The sequence below is a fragment of the Streptomyces sp. NPDC031474 genome (genome assembly GCF_055581185.1).
The window spans coordinates 35,677-50,437 of record NZ_JBVIJX010000035.1; the positions used below are offsets into that span (position 1 = coordinate 35,677).

The 14,761-nt window shown below is 72.2% G+C and carries 15 protein-coding genes and 1 pseudogene; 9 read left to right on the forward strand and 7 right to left on the reverse strand.

Features of this window, described 5'->3' with window-relative positions:
• The first annotated feature begins 3 nt into the window (after window positions 1-3).
• The 4 genes from ACZ5SK_RS44560 to ACZ5SK_RS44575 all read left to right on the forward strand — a co-directional run bounded on the left by ACZ5SK_RS44560 (window position 4) and on the right by ACZ5SK_RS44575 (window position 4,158).
• A complete protein-coding gene (locus ACZ5SK_RS44560) occupies window positions 4-819 on the forward strand; it encodes an alpha/beta fold hydrolase (RefSeq protein WP_334575097.1) in 816 nt (271 codons plus the stop codon).
• Window positions 816-2,024 carry a glycosyltransferase gene (locus ACZ5SK_RS44565; RefSeq protein WP_334575098.1) on the forward strand — a complete coding sequence of 403 codons (1,209 nt, stop codon included), beginning with the start codon at window positions 816-818 and terminating at the stop codon, window positions 2,022-2,024. The genes ACZ5SK_RS44560 and ACZ5SK_RS44565 overlap by 4 nt, the downstream gene beginning before the upstream one ends.
• Window positions 2,021-3,106, forward strand: a complete 1,086-nt coding sequence (locus ACZ5SK_RS44570) for a class I SAM-dependent methyltransferase (protein ID WP_334575099.1) — start codon at window positions 2,021-2,023, stop codon at window positions 3,104-3,106. Before ACZ5SK_RS44565 ends, ACZ5SK_RS44570 begins: the two co-directional genes overlap by 4 nt.
• A 101-nt stretch (window positions 3,107-3,207) precedes the next feature.
• Window positions 3,208-4,158, forward strand: a complete 951-nt coding sequence (locus ACZ5SK_RS44575; protein WP_334575100.1) for an alpha/beta hydrolase fold domain-containing protein — start codon at window positions 3,208-3,210, stop codon at window positions 4,156-4,158.
• Here ACZ5SK_RS44575 and ACZ5SK_RS44580 read toward each other — a convergent pair.
• Together ACZ5SK_RS44580 and ACZ5SK_RS44585 are read right to left on the reverse strand one after the other, a co-directional pair.
• Window positions 4,121-4,396: a hypothetical protein gene (locus tag ACZ5SK_RS44580; protein ID WP_334575101.1), complete on the reverse strand. Its 276-nt coding sequence runs from the start codon at window positions 4,394-4,396 to the stop codon at window positions 4,121-4,123. The two genes, ACZ5SK_RS44575 and ACZ5SK_RS44580, sit on opposite strands and share 38 nt — an antisense overlap.
• A 100-nt stretch (window positions 4,397-4,496) precedes the next feature.
• Window positions 4,497-5,498, reverse strand: coding sequence for a LacI family DNA-binding transcriptional regulator (locus ACZ5SK_RS44585; RefSeq protein ID WP_468577793.1), 1,002 nt, complete (start codon window positions 5,496-5,498; stop codon window positions 4,497-4,499).
• A gap of 187 nt (window positions 5,499-5,685) precedes the next feature.
• Here ACZ5SK_RS44585 and ACZ5SK_RS44590 point away from each other — a divergent pair, with 187 nt between their 5' ends.
• Window positions 5,686-6,855, forward strand: coding sequence for a Gfo/Idh/MocA family protein (locus ACZ5SK_RS44590; RefSeq protein WP_468577795.1), 1,170 nt, complete (start codon window positions 5,686-5,688; stop codon window positions 6,853-6,855).
• Window positions 6,856-7,002: 147 nt separating this feature from the next.
• Entirely contained in the window at window positions 7,003-7,671 is a 669-nt protein-coding gene (locus ACZ5SK_RS44595) for a hypothetical protein (RefSeq protein WP_334575106.1), read from the forward strand.
• An 81-nt stretch (window positions 7,672-7,752) separates the two neighbouring features.
• Here ACZ5SK_RS44595 and ACZ5SK_RS44600 read toward each other — a convergent pair whose 3' ends face one another.
• Window positions 7,753-8,787: a LacI family DNA-binding transcriptional regulator gene (locus ACZ5SK_RS44600; protein ID WP_468577797.1), complete on the reverse strand. Its 1,035-nt coding sequence runs from the start codon at window positions 8,785-8,787 to the stop codon at window positions 7,753-7,755.
• Window positions 8,788-8,929: 142 nt separating this feature from the next.
• On the opposite strand from ACZ5SK_RS44600, the gene ACZ5SK_RS44605 reads away from it, so the two are divergent.
• The 3 genes from ACZ5SK_RS44605 to ACZ5SK_RS44615 all read left to right on the forward strand — a co-directional run bounded on the left by ACZ5SK_RS44605 (window position 8,930) and on the right by ACZ5SK_RS44615 (window position 11,967).
• Window positions 8,930-10,108, forward strand: coding sequence for a phytanoyl-CoA dioxygenase family protein (locus ACZ5SK_RS44605; protein ID WP_361709780.1), 1,179 nt, complete (start codon window positions 8,930-8,932; stop codon window positions 10,106-10,108).
• A 15-nt stretch (window positions 10,109-10,123) separates the two neighbouring features.
• Window positions 10,124-10,900: an SDR family oxidoreductase gene (locus ACZ5SK_RS44610; protein ID WP_361709777.1), complete on the forward strand. Its 777-nt coding sequence runs from the start codon at window positions 10,124-10,126 to the stop codon at window positions 10,898-10,900.
• A 62-nt stretch (window positions 10,901-10,962) separates the two neighbouring features.
• Window positions 10,963-11,967, forward strand: coding sequence for a Gfo/Idh/MocA family protein (locus tag ACZ5SK_RS44615; RefSeq protein ID WP_361709774.1), 1,005 nt, complete (start codon window positions 10,963-10,965; stop codon window positions 11,965-11,967).
• A gap of 77 nt (window positions 11,968-12,044) precedes the next feature.
• Here ACZ5SK_RS44615 and ACZ5SK_RS44620 read toward each other — a convergent pair whose 3' ends face one another.
• From ACZ5SK_RS44620 to ACZ5SK_RS44635, 4 genes and pseudogenes are all read right to left on the reverse strand, one after another.
• Window positions 12,045-12,218 carry a hypothetical protein gene (locus ACZ5SK_RS44620; RefSeq protein ID WP_334575112.1) on the reverse strand — a complete coding sequence of 58 codons (174 nt, stop codon included), beginning with the start codon at window positions 12,216-12,218 and terminating at the stop codon, window positions 12,045-12,047.
• 49 nt (window positions 12,219-12,267) lie between these two features.
• The gene (locus ACZ5SK_RS44625) at window positions 12,268-13,518 is read right to left on the reverse strand and encodes a serine hydrolase domain-containing protein (RefSeq protein ID WP_361709771.1); all 1,251 of its coding nucleotides are present in this window, start codon (window positions 13,516-13,518) and stop codon (window positions 12,268-12,270) included.
• Window positions 13,519-13,662: 144 nt separating this feature from the next.
• Entirely contained in the window at window positions 13,663-14,565 is a 903-nt protein-coding gene (locus ACZ5SK_RS44630; protein ID WP_334575115.1) for a sugar phosphate isomerase/epimerase family protein, read from the reverse strand.
• Window position 14,566: 1 nt separating this feature from the next.
• Window positions 14,567-14,761, reverse strand: a pseudogene (locus tag ACZ5SK_RS44635) (sugar ABC transporter ATP-binding protein); the annotation flags it as partial.

The following is a 14,761-nucleotide window of genomic DNA, read 5'->3' on the forward strand; positions in this document are numbered from 1 at the left end:
GCCATGGCGATGGTCGACACCGGCGCCGTCCGGTTGCACGTACAGCGGATCGGCCCCCGGGAGGGCCGGCCGGCCACCGCCACCGTGGTGCTGGTGCACGGTCTGCTCACCGACAGCCTGGCCAGCTACTACTTCACCGTCGCGCCCGCGTTCGCGGCCGCCGGCCTCGACGTCGTCATGTACGACCTGCGCGGCCACGGACGCAGTGAACGCCCCGCCGCCGGCTACACGTTGGACGACAGCGTCGACGACCTTCAGGCGCTGCTCGACCGGCTGGCGGTGACCGGCCCGGTGCATCTCGTCGGCAACTCCTACGGCGGCACGATCGCGTTCGGCTACGCGGTCCGGCATCCCGAGCGGGCGGCGAGCGTCAGCCTCATCGAGTCCGAACCGGCCACCGCCGCCTGGGCGGTGAAGCTCGGCGGGATCCTGGACCGGGTCGTGACGCAGCTCGCGCACAACGAGCAGGACGCGATCGCGTGGATCTCCGCGAACCGCAGCCACAACACCGCCCGCCTGGCGAAGGGCGCGGCCCGGCTCGCCCGCGAGACCAGCCTCGGCCGGGACATCCCGGCCAGCCGGGTACTGACGGACGATCAGATCGCGGCGGTGCGCTGCCCGGTGCTGGGCCTGTACGGCGGCGACTCCGACCTCGCCGCACTCGCGCCCTGGTTCCAGGCGGTGCTGCCGGACTGCCGGACCGTGGTGATCCCGGGGCACGAGCACTCGGTTCTCGTGGAGGCCTCGGGGACGGTCGGCGGGCACATCCTGCACCTGGTCGAGGAGGCCGGGCGGGTGGCGGCGGAGGCGGCCGGGTGAGCCGATTCCTGTTCGTCGTCCCGCCGTTGACCGGGCACATCAATCCGACCGTCGGCGTCGCCGCCGAACTCACCGCGCGTGGTCACCTGGTGGCGTGGGCCTGCCCCGATCCGGCGCTGGTGGGCCGGCTCGCGGGCCCCGGGGCCGGGGCGGTCTTCGCATGTGCCGGAACCCCGCAGGGTGAGCGGCCGGCCGGCCTGCGCGGTCCGGAGGCTCTGAAGTTCCTGTGGGAGTGGTACCTGCTCCCGCTGGCCCGGGCCATGGCGCCGGGGGTGCGGGCGGCCGTCGAGGCGTTCCGGCCGGACGTGGTCGTCGCAGACCAGCAGGCTTTCGCCGGCGCGCTGGTCGCGGAACGGCTGGGTCTGCCCTGGGCGACCTCGGCGACCACGTCGGCCGAGTTCACCGACCCCCTCGCCGGGCTGCCCAAGGTCGGTCAGTGGCTGGCGGAGCGGCTGGCCGAACTTCGAGCGGCCGTCGGGGATCCGGCGGGCACCGCCGACCCCCGCTTCTCGCCGCAGCTCGTCCTCGCCTTCAGCACACCGGAGTTGGCGGGCCTCTCGCACTCCGGGGTCCGCTGGGTCGGTCCCTCGATCACGGCCCGCCCGTCCGCCGTCGGCTTCCCCTGGGCGTGGCTCGACCCCGGCCGGGTCACCGTGCTGGTCACGCTCGGCACCGCGAACACAGACATCGGCGGCCGGTTCCTCGACATGTGCCGAAGCGCACTGCGGGAGCGCGCCGACCGGGTGCAGGGGGTGATCGTCGATCCCGGCGGCACGCTGGAGCCGCGCGCCGACGACAGCGGCAACGACTACGGCAACGGCAACGGCAACGGCGATGACAAGGACGTGCTGATCGTGCCGTCCGTGCCCCAACTCGCCCTGCTGGAACGGGGAGTCGGCGCCGTGGTCTGCCACGCGGGGCACAACAGCGTGTGTGAGGCGCTGTGGCACGGGGTCCCGCTCGTCGTGGCTCCCATCCGCGACGACCAGCCGGTCGTGGCCGGGCAGGTCGTGGACGCGGGGGCCGGGGTGCGGGTGCGGTTCGGCCGGGTCACCGCGCAGAAGCTGGGCGCGGCGCTGGACGCCGTCCTGGACGACCCCGCCCACTCCGCGGCGGCCGAGCGGATCCGTACGGCGTTCCGCGCCGCGGGCGGCGCCTCCGCCGCCGCGGCCCATCTCGACGGACTGGCCAGGGAGTTCAGATGAGCGAAAAGAGCCAAGACACCGAGTCCACCGCCGCAGCCGAGCGCATCGCGGCGCTGCGCCCCGGCTACCAGGCGGACATCGCGGCCGGCCTGGACCGCTTCTTCGAGCCCCGCAGCACCGTCTGCCCCTGGTGCGGCTCGGACGAGCTGACCACCCGGCTGCGCACCACCGACCTGCTCCAGCACAAGCCGGGCCGCTTCGTCCTGGACCGCTGCGGGGCCTGCCGGCACACCTTCCAGAACCCCCGACTCAGCGCGGAAGGCCTGGAGTTCTACTACCGGGACTTCTACGACGGGCTCGGCGAGAAGAAGCTCGGCGACACCTTCGGAAGCCGGACGAAGATGTACCGCGGGCGGGCCGAGTCGATGCTGCCGCACGACCCCGAGCCGAAGACCTGGCTGGACGTCGGCACCGGACACGGTCACTTCTGCGCTGTCGCCCAGGAGGTGCTGCCCGGAACCACGTTCGACGGGCTCGACTTCACCGACGGCGTCGAACTCGCCCAGCGGGAGGGCCGGGTGGAGCACGGCTACCGGGGCAGTTTCCCCGACCTCGCGCCCGGGCTGGCCGCCGGCTACGACGTGGTGAGCATGTTCCACTATCTGGAGCACAGCACCGACCCCGACCGTGAGCTGCGCGCCGCACGCGAGACGGTCCGCCCCGGCGGCCATCTGCTGATCGAGGTGCCGGACCCCGAGAGCCGCTACGCCCGCCTCCTCGGCCGCTGGTGGCTGCCCTGGCTCCAGCCGCAGCACCTGCACTTCGTGCCGGTGGCCAACCTGCGGAAACGGCTCACGAGGCTGGGTTTCACGGTGGTGGCGGAGCAGCACGCCGAGCCGCACGACCCGGTCGATCTGCTGGCCGCCGTCTGGCTGGCGCTGGACCACGCGGCGCCCCGCGACGACGCGCCCTGGCTGCCCGAGCGGCCGGGCGCTCTGCGCCGCACGCTGCGTGCGGCCCTGCTCCTCGCCGGGATCCCGGCGCTGATCGCGGGCACCCTGCTCGACCGGTTCGCGGTGCGGCCGATGTCGCACCGGCTGGGCGTGTCCAACGCGTACCGGATCGTCGCCAGACGGGACTGACGGGGTGGGTGTGCATGCGGGCGCCGCCGTGCTAGCTTCCCCCTGTTTCCATCGACAGGAATCCTGGCGATCGACGGTACGGCACGACGAACGGAACCCGCATGTCCATCATGGCCAGACCCGCGGTGGCCGCCCGCGCCGCCACGACGATGCAGAGCCTCAACCGGCTGGCGAGCCGACGCTCCGGCGGCCCCGGCTCCACGGCCGCCTGGCAGGCTCGCTTGCCCGAATACCCGCGCGACGTACGGGAGTTGACGATCCCGACGTCCGTCGCCCCGGCTCCGGTCACGGTGTACGCACCGCCGACCGGGACGGCGACGTGCCCTCCCGTGCACATCAACTTCCATGGCGGCGGCTTCGTCATCTCGATGCCGGAGATGGACGACGCGCTGTGCCGGCTGCTCGCCGTGGAGGCGGGGGTGGTCGTGGTCAACGTCAAGTACGTCGTCGCCCCGCAGTACCCGTTCCCGGCCCCGACCACGCAGGCGTACGACGTCGTGCGGTGGGTCGCCGAGCACGGCGCCGAGCAGGGCTGGGACGGCGGGCGGCTCACCGTGGGCGGACAGAGCGCGGGCGGCGCGCTCGCCGCGGCCGTGGCCCGGCAGGCCCTGGAGCAGGGCGGTCCGTCGATCGCGAGCCAGGTGCTGCACTATCCCCCGCTGGATCTCACGACCCCCGCCAGGGACAAGAAGGCCGCCGTCGCCAAGCCGATGCTGCGCCCCTGGATGGGGGAGATCTTCGACTCCTCCTATGTGCCGGATCCCCGCGAGCGCGCCCACCGGCTCGTCTCGCCCGCGGGCGCCGCGGACACCGCCGACCTGAACGGCATCGCCCCGGCCCTGGTGATCACGGCCCACGACGACCTGCTCAGGAACGAGGCGACGCGGTACGCCGAGCGGCTCGACGCCGCGGGCGCCCTCGTCGCACTCCACGACGTCGCCGGAGCCGACCACGGCTACGACGCCAAGGACGACGTAAAGGCCCGCGCCACCTACCACCTGATCGCCCGTCACCTCAGACAGGCCACGGAACCCGAGGCGCCCGACGCCTGATGCGGGCCGTGCGGACCACGGCGGTACGACGGGCGGCGGGCAGGCCGTCGGGAGTGGTCCCGAGGCTGCTTTCCACATCGAGGAATCCGGTGGGGGCCGTGTTGAGGACGGTCGGCATGCCGTTGTCCACGCAGGTCACGGGGGTGCCGTCGATCTCGTCCCGGACGTTGCCGGTGGGCAGCAGCGGGCGTGCGCCCGGCGGGAACTCGATCACCACGGGCGCGGCCCGCCCCGGCACGGCCGAGATCTCGGTGTCCCCCCGTGTAGTCGACGCGGGCCCCGGGCGTCGGGAAGGTCACCGTCGCGTAGTCGCCGGAGTTGACCAGGGGGGCGGGCGCTCAGTCCCCGAGCGGGGGCGCCGTCGTGCCCCTGATCTCCAGCACGGGCGCGGCCAGCTGTACGCGTCCCGCTCCCCCGTGCCCCTCGAACCGGTCCAGGAGGCAGCGGGCGGCCCGGCGTCCGACCTCGTGGCCGGCGTTGTCGACCGTGGTCAGCCAGAGGTGCCGCAGCCGGGACGTGCTCGTGTTGTCGTAGCCGACCACGGACAGGTCCCGGGGGACCCGCAGGCCCATCTCCTCGGCCGCCGAGAGGGCGCCGACGCAGGCGATGTCGTTGACGGCGAACACGGCCGTGGGCCGGTCCGGACGGCTCAGCAGCCGTACCGCGGCCCGGTGACCGCCCTCCTCGGCCATGTCGCTGAGCTCGACCACGGCCTCGCCCGCCCCGTGCGCCCGCAGCGCCGCCTCGAAACTGCGCCGGCGCAGCTCGCCGACCGCGCCGTAGCCCGCGATGTGCGCGATCCGGCGGTGGCCCAGCCCCAGGAGGTGCTCGGCGACCAGCCGCGCGCCCTGTTCGTCGTCGCCCGCGACCACGTCGACCCCGGCCGGGACGGGCTCCCGGGCGCCCGCGACGACGACCGGAATCCGCTCGGCGACCGCGCCCAGCGCCGCCGGGTCGGGCAGCGTCCCCACCACGACCAGGCCGTCGGCGCCGAGTTCGAGGAAGGGACCGGCCGGGTCCTGCCCGACGCGGCGGTTCAGCCGGGCGTCCGCGAGCAGCATGTGCAGACCGGCGGCGTGCAGCAGCGAGTTGAGGCCGTCCAGAAGATCGACGTACCAGGGGTTGCGCAGGTCGTGCAGGAGGACGCCGATCGTGCGGGTGCGCTGCTCGCTGAGGCTGCGGGCGGCCGCGTTGGGCCGGTAGCCCAGCTCGCGCACGGCCCGCAGGACGGCCTCCCGCTTCTCGGCGCGCACCTGACCGGAGCCGCGCAGCACGAGGGAGACCAGCGACTTGGACACTCCGGCCCGGTCGGCGACGTCACGGATGGTCGGCGGCCTCATGGTGTGGACCGTTCCATGCAGCTGAGCGGTTGTCAAAGGATCCCGAAGGGCTTGACACCCCCGGCGAACCGCCCCCAGGGTGGCGTGGACAGTAAATGGACCGGTCCAAAGAGGGGCTGTCATGGTGAGTTCGGTGGGTTCAGCGGAGTCGGCAGGTCCGGCGGAGTCGGCAGGTCCGGTGGGTCCGGTGGGTCCGGTGGACTGGGGTTCGATCGGCGTCGCCGTCGTCGGGTTCGGCTGGATGGGCCGGGTGCACACCCAGGCGTACGCCCGCGTCCGGCACCACTATCCACGGCTGGCCCTGCCTCCGGAGCTCGTGACCGTCGCCGAGGAGGTGCCCGGCCGGGCGGAGGAGGCCGCCGACCAGTTCGGCTTCGCCGCCACCACCCGGGACTGGCGCGAGGTGGCCGCCGACCCCAGGGTGCGGGCCGTGAGCATCACCGCGCCGAACTTCCTGCACCGCGAGATCGGTGTCGCGATGGCCGAGGCCGGCAAGCACATCTGGATCGAGAAGCCGGTGGGCCTCACCCCGGGGGACGCCCGGGCCGTGGCGGACGCGGTGGCCAAGGCAGGCGTCCAGGGCACGGTCGGCTTCAACTACCGCAACGCGCCCGCCGTGGAGACGGACCGCGACCTGATCGCCTCCGGTGACCTCGGCACGGTCACCCATGTCCGCATCCGTCTCTTCAGCGACTACGCGGCCCACCCGGACGGCGCCCTGACCTGGCGGTACGAGCGGGAGCGGGGCGGCAGCGGAGTACTGGGCGACCTGGCCTCGCACGGCGTCGACCTGGCCCGCTTCCTGCTCGGCGACATCACGTCCCTGACGGCCGACACCGCGGTCTTCGTGCCCGAGCGGGCCCGCCCGACCGGGGCGACGGCGGGCCACAGCCGCGCCGCCGGCGGCGAGCTCGGCCCGGTCGAGAACGAGGACTACGTCACCTGTCTGCTGCGCTTCGCCTCCGGCGCGCGGGGTGTGCTGGAGGCCTGCCGGGTCTCGGTCGGTGAGCAGAACAACTACGGCTTCGAGGTGCATGGCACCAAGGGCGCGGTGTTCTGGGACTTCAGGAGGATGAACGAACTGGGCGTCAGCCGTGGCACGACGTATCAGGACCAGCCGGTCAGCACGGTGTACGTCGGGCCGGGCGACGGCGAGTTCGGCGCGTTCCAGCCGGGCGCGGCGAACGCCATGGGCTACGACGACCTGAAGGTCGTGGAGGCGTACCGCTTCCTGCGCTCGATCGCCGAGGGCGCCCCGCACGGGGCGACGCTCGCGGACGCGGTGCACAGCGCGACCGTGCTGGAGGCGATGACCCACTCCGCCCTGAGCCGCTCCTGGGTGGACGTCCACCCGTAGGGGTGGCCCTGGGAACACCCCCGGTCCGGTCCTCAGGCCCAGGGACCGCGCGCCCCGGAAACGGCAGGCTTCAAGGGTCGACGAACGAGCGCACGAACACCCGGACGCCGACACCGATTCCGCCACACCGAGAACTCGGGGGACCCCATGTCCGAAGTCATCGCCCGCCGACTGACCGGCCTCGCCGCCGTCGCCGCCGCGGTCGCCCTCATCGTCCAGGTGCCGCTGTACTTCGTCTACGACGGCCCGCCGCCGGACGGCAACGTGCTGTCCCGGCTGCTCATCGGAATCGTCGCGCTGGCCTGCCTGGTGGTGTTCGTGACGGCGTTCCGCGAACTGGTGAGGCGGGTCGCCCCCGACCATGAGTGGGTCGGCTCGATCGCCTTCTCCACCGGCCTCGTCTACGCCACCGTCACCCTGGTCTCGATGGGCCTGGAGGCCGGCGCGGTCATCGCCGTCGACCATCCGATCGACCCGACCATCGACGTCAGCGGCACCTACATCCTGTACGGGTCGATCTCCCGCCTCATGCTGGCGCTGTTCCTGACCTCCCTCGGGTACGCCGTCTCCCGGACCCGCCTGCTGCCGCGCTGGACCGGCCGCTCGGCGTACGTTCTGGCCGGGATCAACCTGGCGTTCGTGCCGTCGCTGTTCTTCGGCAACGACCCCGCGTTCTTCTACGCGGCGAACGGCTGGGGCACGACCGCGCTGATGGGGGCCGTCCTCAGCTACTGGCTGCTGGCCGTGGGCGTCTCGACGTACCGCAGCGCGGCCCGCGTCACCCCGACCGCCAAGGCGCCGGCACTGCAGCACTGAGCAGTGCAGCACCGCGCAAGACAGCACCGCACAGAGCAGCACCGCGCAGTGCACAGCCCGCGCCCCAGGTGGCGGCCCGCGTCAGCCGGCCGCCGCCTGGGGCGGCATGTTGTACGGGGTGACCACCTGGATCGCCGACGGCAGCAGGGGCCCGGACGGCGGCAGCGCGCCGTGGGCCCGCATCACCGTGTGACAGGCCTCGCGCACATCGTGGCGCAGGTCGTGGTGGAGGACCGCGGACAGCCGGTGCTCGCGCAGCAGCCGCGTGTTGTCGTGGTCGAGGTCGTGCGCGACGAACACCGCGCACTCCCGGCCGAGGTCGGCGAAGGCGCGCAGGGCGGCGATGTTGCCGCCGCCGATGGAGTAGACGGCGCGGATGTCCGGATCGCGTTCCAGCGCGGCCCGGACGAGGTCGTACTGGGTGGCGTCCAGCCCCTGTCCCTCGGTGATCTCGACGAGTGCGCGCTCGGGATGACGGGCCCGCATCACGCTGCGGAAGCCCATCTCGCGCTCCTCCTCGTTGCGGAAGAACCCGCTGCTCAGGCTCGTGAGCACATTGCCGGGCCGGTCGCCGAGCCACTGGCCCATGAGGTAGGCGGCGGTGGCGCCTGCGGCCCGGTCGTCGATGCCGACGTAGGCGAGGCGGGCGCTGGCGGGCAGGTCAGTGACGAGGGTGACGACCGGGATGCCGGCGGCGACCAGCCGGCCGACGGCGGCGGTGATGTCGGGGACGTCCGGGGCCTTCAGGATCACCCCCTGGGAACCGCGCCGGGCTATCCGGTCCAGGGTCGCGACCTGCTCCTGGACCGGGCCGGTCTCCCGGAAGTGGAAGCGGGAGCGCAGCACGGCCGGGTGCAGGGACGGCAGCTCGGCCTCCAGGGCGGCCCGGACGGCGGTGGTGAAGCGCTCCGGCGCCTGCATCACGATGTCGACCATGAAGGTTCGGCCGACGAGTCTGACCTGGGTGCGCTGACGGTCGAGGTCGGCGATGGCCCGCTGGACCTCCTGCGCGGTGGACTCGCGCACCCCTCCCCTGCCGTTGAGAACCCGGTCGACGGTGGCCTCGCTGAGACCCGCCTGACGTGCGATCTCACGGATGGGGAAGGGGTGGCCCACGGAAGGCTCCTGGGAGGTCTGCCGGACGGTTCGCCGGGAGGTCTGCTTGAGGGGTTTTTGATGGCTGTCTGCTGGTTGCTCGATGGTTTTGTCATGACAAGAATGGCAGCGCTGAGCCGCCATTGTCATCGAAGGGACAAGGATGTCCTTCACCTCCGCGCAGGGCCATGCCGGGGACCGCGTCTGGCTGACCGAGCAGGACTGCGACCTCGACGTCTTCCGCCCGCTCGTCGAGCGCGAAACCGACCTCACCGACTTCCCGCACGCCACCGCCGTCGAGAAGAACGTCCTCGTCTACGACAGTGAGCGGCTGCGCGCCGGCGGAGCGGACCGCGCGGTGCGCGCCGAGCTGGTGCGGGCCCTGACCGACGGCCCCGGTGTCGTCGTCTTCCGGGGCGCGTTCCCCGATCCGGCGGTCGTCGACCGGACCAGCGCCGTCTTCGACGCGCTCATCGCCGAGCAGCATGCCTCGGGTGCGACCGCCGGCGACCACTTCGCGAAGCCCGGCGCCAACGACCGCGTCTGGAACGCCCTGGAGAAGGCCGCCCTGTACGACCCGGAGGCATTCGCCGAGTACTACGCCAACGACGTCCTCGCGCTGGTCTCCCGGGCCTGGCTCGGCCCCGGCTACCAGGTGACCTCCCAGGTCAACGTGGTGAACCCGGGCGGCGCGGCGCAGCGCCCGCACCGCGACTACCACCTCGGGTTCCTCTCCGACGACGCGGCCGCCGCCTACCCGGCGCACGTCCACCGGCTCTCCCCGGTGCTCACGCTCCAGGGTGCGGTCGCACACTGCGACATGCCGGTGGAGTCCGGTCCCACGCTGTACCTGCCGTACTCGCAGTCCTTCGAGCCCGGCTATCTGGCGTGGCGGCTGCCGCAGTTCCAGGAGTACTTCGACGGCCACCACGTCCAACTGCCCCTGGCGAAGGGCGACGCGGCCTTCTTCAACCCGGCCGTCCTGCACGCCGCCGGCACCAACCGCACCGCAGGCGTACGCCGGATGGCCAACCTGCTCCAGGTGTCCTCGGCCTTCGGGCGGGCGATGGAGACCGTGGACCGGGAGGCGGTGGCGAACGCGGTCTTCCCCGTGCTGCTGAAGCGCCGGGCACAGGGCGCCGGCGAGGAGTGGCTGGAGCACGTGATCGCGGCGAGCGCCGAGGGCTACCCCTTCCCCACCAACCTCGACAGCGACCCGCCCGTCGACGGCCTGGCCCCGCCCTCGCAGGCGGACGTGGTCCGGCGTGCGGTGCGCGAGGAGTGGACCCCGCAGGCGCTCCGCGAGGAGCTGCGGGCCGGCGCCATGCGGCGCACCAGCTGAAAGGAACCTCTGCACATGGGACTTCTCAACGACAAGGTCGTCCTCGTCAACGGCGGCAGCCAGGGCGTCGGCGCGGCCATCGCGCGGGCCGCGGTCCGTGAGGGCGCGCTCGTCGCCGTCACCGGACGGCGACCGGAACCGGGCGAGGCCCTGGTGGCGGAGCTGACCGCGGCGGGTGGCAAGGCGCTCTTCGTGCGGGCCGACCTGGCGGACGCAGAGCAGGCGAAGACGTCGGTGGCCGAGACGGTCGCCGCGTACGGCCGGGTCGACTGCCTGGTGAACTCGGCCGGGCTCACGTCGCGGGGGACGCTCCTCGACACCACGCCCGAGCTGTTCGACCAGCACATCGCGATCAACCTGAAGGCGCCGTTCTTCGCCATGCAGGCTGCGGTGGCGGACATGCTGGCCCGCCAGGCGCCCGGCACGATCGTCAACATCATCACCTCCTCGGCGCACGGCGGTCAGCCGTTCCTCGCGCCGTACGTCGCAGCCAAGGCCGGACTGGTCGGTCTGACCCGCAACGCCGCGCACGCCCACCGCTTCGACCGGGTCCGGATCAACGGCCTGAACATCGGCTGGACGGCCACCGAGGGCGAGGACGCGACCCAGAGGTCCTTCCACGGCGCCGGGGACGACTGGCGCGAGCAGGCCGCGGCCCGGCTGCCCATGGGCAAGCTGGGCCAGCCGGACGAGATCGCCGACTTCGTGGTCTTCCTGCTGTCCGACCGGTCGGGCGTGGTCACCGGTTCGGTGATCGACTGGGACCAGAACGTGCTCGGCGGACTCGACTAGCCCCGCTTCTCCCCCGTCCCCCCGTAATGCCTCTGTACGACTCGCTAGGAGCTGTGACCCCCATGCGCATCGGAATCCTCGGCCTCGGCCGCATCGGCGCCTTCCACGCCGAGACCCTCTCCGGACTCGACGCCGTCGAGTCGCTCGTCGTCGCCGACCCGTTCGCGGAGGCCGCCAAGAACGCGGCCGAGCGGTTCGGCGCCGAGGTCGCGGACTCCCCCGAGGCCGTGCTGGCCGCCGGCGTGGACGGTGTCGTGATCGCCGCGGCGACCGACGCCCACCCGGGCCTGATCCTGGCCGCCGTCGAGGCGGGCGTCCCCGTCTTCTGCGAGAAGCCCGTCGCCAGGACGATGAGCGAGGGCGTGGCCGTCCTCAAGGCCGTCCAGGGCTCCGCCGTCCCCATCCAGATCGGCTACAACCGTCGCTTCGACGCAGGCTTCGTCGCCGCGCGGGCGGCGGTGCAGGCCGGCGAACTGGGCAAGCTGCACACGGTCCGCTCCACCACGCTGGACCCGGCCCCGCCGCCCGCCGCGTACATCGCCGCGTCCGGGGGCATCTTCCGGGACTGTTCCGTGCACGACTTCGACATCATCCGCTGGGTCACGGGCCGCGAGGTGACCGAGGTGTACGCGGTCGGCGGCAACCGGGGCGCCGACTACATCAAGGAGGCGGGCGACGCCGACACCACCGGCGCGATCCTCACCCTCGACGACGGCACGATCGCCGTGGTCTCCAACTCCCGCCACAACGCCCGCGGTTACGACGTGCGGATGGAGATCCACGGGTTCGCGGACTCGATCGCCGTGGGCCTGGAGGACAAGCTGCCGCTGCGCTCGGTGGAGCCCGGGGTGACCTTCCCGGCCGGCACCCCGCACGACTTCTTCATGGACCGCTTCACCGCCGCCTACCGCGCCGAACTGACCGCGTTCACCGAGGTCGTGGCCGGCTCCCGCCCCTCTCCCTGCACGATCGAGGACGCCCTGGAGGCGGGCTGGATCGCGGACGCCTGCACGCTGTCCCTGCACGAGCACCGGCCGGTGACGATCGCGGAGGTGCGGACCTCCTGAGCCCGCGGCGAAGGGCGACCGGGGCACGCTGTTCCCGGTCGCCCTTCGCCACGCTCACCGGCCGCGGCGAACGGCTCTCACAGGCCGTAGCGAACGGCCACTTCGTCGGGGTCGAAGTGGTCGCGCGACGGGTCCTTCGCCACGGCGGGCTGTTCCTCCACCATGTCCTGCGGGCTGATCCGCTCCGGCAGCGCGCCGAACCGGGCCCGGCGCTGGGCCTCCGTGGTGTCGGGCTTGTCGTCCTCGTGCATCTCACCCTCCCCTTTTCCTGCTCCACACCTTGCACTTGTCCGAACGTTCTCAGTGCGCCGCCGGTTCCGCCGGCAGGTTGAAGACGTGGTTCGGGGAGACGATCGTCGTGATCGCGTCGCCGAACAGGGTGCTCGGCTCCTGGTTCTGGTAGTTGATGTCGGTGTTCAGCACGACGACGAGGGTCGCCCGCGCCGACGGCAGATAGATCGTCAGGGTCTCGTAGCCGGGCAGCGAGCCGTTGTGGCCGATCCAGCCCTGCACGTTGAAGATGCCGAGACCGTATCCGGCGCCCGGGATGGGGGTGGCCGGTGTGATCAGGCGCTGCTTCTGGGTGGCGGCGCTGACCATCCGGTGGCCGTCGGGCAGGACGCCGGTGGCCACGGTGCGCGCCCAGATCCGCAGGTCGTCCAGCGTGGAGATCATCGCGCCGGCGGCCCAGCCCCAGGAGGGGTTCCAGTCGGCCGAGTCCTCGACCTTCCCGGTCGCTGTCTGGTTCGTGTAACCCTGGGAGTGCGGGGTCGGGAACTCGTTGCCGGTCGGGAACAGGGTGTCGTGCAAACCGGCGGGATCCAGGATGTGGTCGTGGATGTAGTCGTTGAGAGGCGCGCCGCTCATCTTCTCCACGACCAGGCCGAGCAGGATCAGGTTGGTGTTGCAGTAGTAGAACTTCTCGCCCGGCTGGAAGAGCACGGGGTGCTTGAAGGAGTAGTCGAGCAACTGCTGCGGAGTGAACGGCCGCTTGGGATCGGTCGTCAGGGCCTTGTAGAAGCCCGGGTCGGCGGAGTAGTTGAACAGTCCGCTGCGCATGCCGGCCAGCTGCCGCAGGGTGATCCTGTCACCGTTGGGCACGCCGTCGATGTACTTCCCGATGGGGTCGTCGAGGCCGATCTTCCCCTCGTCGACCAGCTGGAGGACGGCCGTGACGGTGAACGTCTTGGTCTCGCTGCCGATCCGCACGAAGAGGTCCGGGGTCATCTTCTGGCCGGTGCTCTTGTCGCTGACGCCGAAGGACTTCACGTAATGGCCCTTGTCGGGCGTCCAGATGCCGACGCTCACCCCGGGCACGTTCGCCTGCTTCATGACCCGCTGGACGGCCGCGTCGACCTGCTGCCGCACGGCGGGGGTGAGTGCGACGACGCCGTCCCCGGAAGAGGACGGCGAGGGTGGTCCGGCGGTGGTGGCGGTCTCGGCGGCCGAGGACGGCAGTGCCGTCGCCCCGCCCGCGGTCGGCACCACCAACGCCCCCACCGTGGTGGCGACGACGATCCCCTGGCGCAGTCGCATGTACGGGTGTGTCATCGGCCCTCTCCCGCATGAGGAGGTTTGCGCCGCACAGCCGCACCAAGGGGGCACGGGCCGCATGCGGCCCATCACCACCACCATACGAGCGCGGGCGCGCCGCCGCCCGTCGGCGACGGCGCCACGCGCCCGGCCGGCGACCGCTCACGCCCCGCAGGACCGCAGGAACTTCCGGGTGCGCACGGCGATCGGCAGCGGGGCGTCCGGCTCGCACGGGTACATGTCCTGCTCGACGATCGCGAACAGCTCCACGCCCAGCCGCTGCGCCGCGACCAGCACCGGCTCCAACTCCGGTACACCGGACGGCGGTTCGCACATCACCCCGCGCTGGACGGCGGGCCCGAACGGCACCTCGTCGCGGACGACGTCGGCGAGGATCTCCGGGTCGACCTGCTTGAGGTGGAGGTAGCCGATGCGTTCGCCGTAGGTCTCGATCAACTGGACGCTGTCGCCGCCGCAGTAGGCGTAGTGGCCGGTGTCCAGGCAGAGGTTGACCAGTTCGCTGTCGGTGGAGTCGAGGAAGCGTTCCACATGGGGCTCGGTGTCGAGGTGCGTGTCGGCGTGCGGATGGACGACGAGGTCCAGGCCGTACGTCTCCTTCACCTCGTGGCCGAGCCGCTCCATGCCCTTGGTGAGATGGGCCCACTGTTCGCCCGTCAGCTCCGGCGGCTCCAGGATCTCGGCCGTCTTGTCGTCCCGCCAGAAGGACGGGATGACGACGAGATGCCGGGCGCCCATCGCCTGGGTGAGCGCCGCCACTTGACTCACGTGCGCCCAGGTGGACTCCCACACGGACGGGCCGCGGTGCAGGCCGGTGAAGACCGTGCCCGCCGAGACGCTCAGCCCCCGCCTGGCCACCTCGTCGGTGAGGCGGACCGGGTCGGTCGGCAGATAGCCGTAGGGGCCGAGCTCGATCCAGGAGTAGCCGGCCTCGGCGACCTCGTCCAGGAAGCGTTCCCAGGGCACCTGTCGGGGGTCGTCGGGGAACCACACGCCCCAGGAGTCGGGGGCCGAGCCGATGCGGATGCGGTCGAGAACGTCTGCCATGTCAGGGCGTCCCCTCCGCCGGGCCCGCCACGGGAGCGGTGAGGTCCTTGGCCTCCGGGAGCTCTTCCACGTCGACGCCGCGGACCTGGGACAGCTCGTGCTTGAGGGCTGCGAGTTCGGCGCCGCCGGCCATGTGGTTGGTGAGTTCTTCGAGGCTGACCTGGGCGCGGGAGGCGGTGAGTTCCATGGTGCCCAG

Bases quoted from the DNA above. Each gene is read 5' to 3' on its own strand.
- ACZ5SK_RS44560 (WP_334575097.1), top strand. From the start codon at position 4: ATGGCGATGGTCGACACCGGCGCCGTCCGGTTGCACGTACAGCGGATC.
- ACZ5SK_RS44570 (WP_334575099.1), top strand. From the start codon at position 2,021: ATGAGCGAAAAGAGCCAAGACACCGAGTCCACCGCCGCAGCCGAGCGC.
- ACZ5SK_RS44575 (WP_334575100.1), top strand. From the start codon at position 3,208: ATGTCCATCATGGCCAGACCCGCGGTGGCCGCCCGCGCCGCCACGACG.
- ACZ5SK_RS44585 (WP_468577793.1), bottom strand. From the start codon at position 5,498: ATGAGGCCGCCGACCATCCGTGACGTCGCCGACCGGGCCGGAGTGTCC.
- ACZ5SK_RS44595 (WP_334575106.1), top strand. From the start codon at position 7,003: ATGTCCGAAGTCATCGCCCGCCGACTGACCGGCCTCGCCGCCGTCGCC.
- ACZ5SK_RS44605 (WP_361709780.1), top strand. From the start codon at position 8,930: ATGTCCTTCACCTCCGCGCAGGGCCATGCCGGGGACCGCGTCTGGCTG.
- ACZ5SK_RS44610 (WP_361709777.1), top strand. From the start codon at position 10,124: ATGGGACTTCTCAACGACAAGGTCGTCCTCGTCAACGGCGGCAGCCAG.
- ACZ5SK_RS44615 (WP_361709774.1), top strand. From the start codon at position 10,963: ATGCGCATCGGAATCCTCGGCCTCGGCCGCATCGGCGCCTTCCACGCC.
- ACZ5SK_RS44620 (WP_334575112.1), bottom strand. From the start codon at position 12,218: ATGCACGAGGACGACAAGCCCGACACCACGGAGGCCCAGCGCCGGGCC.
- ACZ5SK_RS44625 (WP_361709771.1), bottom strand. From the start codon at position 13,518: ATGACACACCCGTACATGCGACTGCGCCAGGGGATCGTCGTCGCCACC.
- ACZ5SK_RS44630 (WP_334575115.1), bottom strand. From the start codon at position 14,565: ATGGCAGACGTTCTCGACCGCATCCGCATCGGCTCGGCCCCCGACTCC.